Here is a 1155-nt window from a genome sequence, read left to right on the forward strand (position 1 = left end):
AACGTTGGCACGATCGGCCACGTGGACCACGGCAAGACGACGCTGACGGCGGCCATCACGACGGTGCTGTCCACCAAGTTCGGCGGCGAAGCCAAGGCCTACGACCAGATCGACGCGGCCCCGGAAGAGAAGGCGCGCGGCATCACGATCAACACGGCGCACGTGGAATACGAGACGGCCAACCGCCACTATGCGCACGTGGACTGCCCGGGCCACGCCGACTACGTCAAGAACATGATCACCGGCGCCGCCCAGATGGACGGCGCCATCCTGGTGGTGTCGGCCGCGGACGGCCCGATGCCCCAGACGCGCGAGCACATCCTGCTGGCCCGCCAGGTGGGCGTGCCCTACATCATCGTGTTCATGAACAAGTGCGACATGGTGGATGACGCCGAGCTGCTGGAGCTCGTCGAGATGGAAGTGCGCGAGCTGCTGTCCAAGTACGACTTCCCCGGCGACGACACCCCCATCGTCAAGGGCTCGGCCAAGCTGGCCATGGAAGGCGACAAGGGCGACCTGGGCGAAGGCGCCATCATGAAGCTGGCCGAAGCGCTGGACAGCTACATCCCCACGCCCGAGCGCGCGGTGGACGGTGCGTTCCTGATGCCGGTGGAAGACGTGTTCTCCATCTCCGGCCGCGGCACGGTGGTGACCGGCCGCGTGGAGCGCGGCATCGTGAAGGTCGGCGAGGAAATCGAGATCGTGGGCATCAAGCCGACGCTCAAGACGACCTGCACGGGCGTGGAGATGTTCCGCAAGCTGCTGGACCAGGGCCAGGCCGGCGACAACGTGGGCATCCTGCTGCGCGGCACGAAGCGCGAGGAAGTCGAGCGCGGCCAGGTGCTGTGCAAGCCCGGCTCGATCAAGCCGCACACGCACTTCACCGCCGAGGTGTACGTGCTGAGCAAGGACGAGGGCGGCCGCCACACGCCGTTCTTCAACAACTACCGTCCCCAGTTCTACTTCCGCACGACGGACGTGACGGGCGCCATCGAGCTGCCCAAGGACAAGGAGATGGTGATGCCCGGCGACAACGTGACGATCACCGTCAAGCTGATCGCCCCGATCGCCATGGAAGAAGGCCTGCGCTTCGCCATCCGCGAAGGCGGCAAGACCGTGGGCGCCGGCGTCGTCGCCAAGATCATGGAATAAGGC

General features: G+C 66.1%; 1 protein-coding gene. It reads left to right on the top strand.

Features of this window, described 5'->3' with window-relative positions; translation table 11 throughout:
- Window positions 1-1152 (top strand): elongation factor Tu (gene tuf, locus EZ216_RS21205; RefSeq protein ID WP_135251801.1); only part of this gene is annotated, 1152 nt, incomplete at its 5' end.
- Window positions 1153-1155: the final 3 nt, after the last annotated feature.

This window comes from Ramlibacter humi (assembly GCF_004681975.1).
GTDB lineage: Bacteria > Pseudomonadota > Gammaproteobacteria > Burkholderiales > Burkholderiaceae_C > Ramlibacter > Ramlibacter humi.